Origin of the sequence: Novosphingobium clariflavum, assembly GCF_026420865.1 — a bacterium.
GTDB lineage: Bacteria > Pseudomonadota > Alphaproteobacteria > Sphingomonadales > Sphingomonadaceae > Novosphingobium > Novosphingobium clariflavum.
The window spans coordinates 1-1,171 of sequence record NZ_JAPCWC010000088.1; the positions used below are offsets into that span (position 1 = coordinate 1).

Genomic DNA, 1,171 nt, shown 5'->3' on the forward strand with positions numbered 1-1,171 from the left:
TCACGTCCGTCAATGTGGTGTAATTTCGGTGCTGGCCATCGGGCTGCATTTTCAGGCGGCCTTGGGTGTAATCTGTAGCGGCTGAACCTCCTCGGTTATGGGTGTGGCAAGGGCGGCCATGCCCTCGATCTGCATGTAGCGGTGCTGGAGCTGGTATTCATCGTTCTGCTCGAGCAGGACGGCACCGACGAGGCGGATGATGCTGTCCTCGTTCGGGAAGATGCCGACAACATCGGCGCGGCGCTTCACTTCCTTGTTCAGGCGTTCCAGCGGGTTGGTGCTGTGAAGCTTGACCCGGTGCTGCTCGGGGAAGGTCATGTAGGCGAGCACGTCGTGCTCGGCATCGTCCATGCAGGCGCCGAGCTTGGGCCATCTGGCGCGCAATTGATCGGCGACCTGACGCCAGACCTGAGTTGCGGCCGCATGATCGGGCTGGAGGAAGACTTGGCGGATCGCAGCAGCAACAACCGTGTTTTGGCCCTTGGGCACGTAGGCGAGCGCGTTCCTCATGAAGTGGACGCGGCAGCGCTGCCAGGTGGCGCTGAGCACGCGGGTGATCGCTGCCTTGAGGCCCTCGTGGGCATCGGAGATGACCAGCTTCACGCCGGTCAGGCCGCGGCGGGAGAGGTCCTTGAGGAAGCTCGACCAGAAGGGCTCGGCTTCGGAAGGGCCGATGTGCAGGCCGACGATCTCGCGCTTGCCCTCAGTGTTGACGGCGACGGCGATTATCGCGGCGACACTGACGATCCGTCCCCCCTCGCGCACCTTGAGGTAGGTGGCATCTAGCCAGAGGTAGGGCCAGTCACCGGCGAGCGGGCGCTTGAGGAAGGCATGGACGCGCTCGTCGATGTCTTTGCACAGCTTTGACACGGAGGACTTGGATATCCCGGTCATGCCCATCGCCTGCACCAGCTCATCGACGCGCCGGGTGCTGACCCCGGCAATCCACGCCTCCTGGATTACTGCGACCAGCGCCTTCTCAACAGTCTTGCGCGGCTCCAGGAAGCCGGGGAAGTAGGCGCCGGTCCGCAGCTTGGGGATCTTGAGGTTGAGCGTGCCGAGCCGGGTATCGAGACTGCGGTCGCGGTAGCCATTGCGCCAGGTCGTGCGTTCGCCCGATCGTTCATGGCGGCCAGCGCCGACCAGGCCGTCGACATCGGCCTCCATAATG

The 1,171-nt window shown here is 64.0% G+C and carries 1 protein-coding gene; it reads right to left on the bottom strand.

Features of this window, described 5'->3' with window-relative positions; translation table 11 throughout:
* Positions 1–51: 51 nt before the first annotated feature.
* Positions 52–1,171, bottom strand: a 1,120-nt coding sequence (locus tag OKA11_RS24360) for an IS256 family transposase (protein WP_267225202.1), incomplete at its 5' end; no start/stop codon positions are given.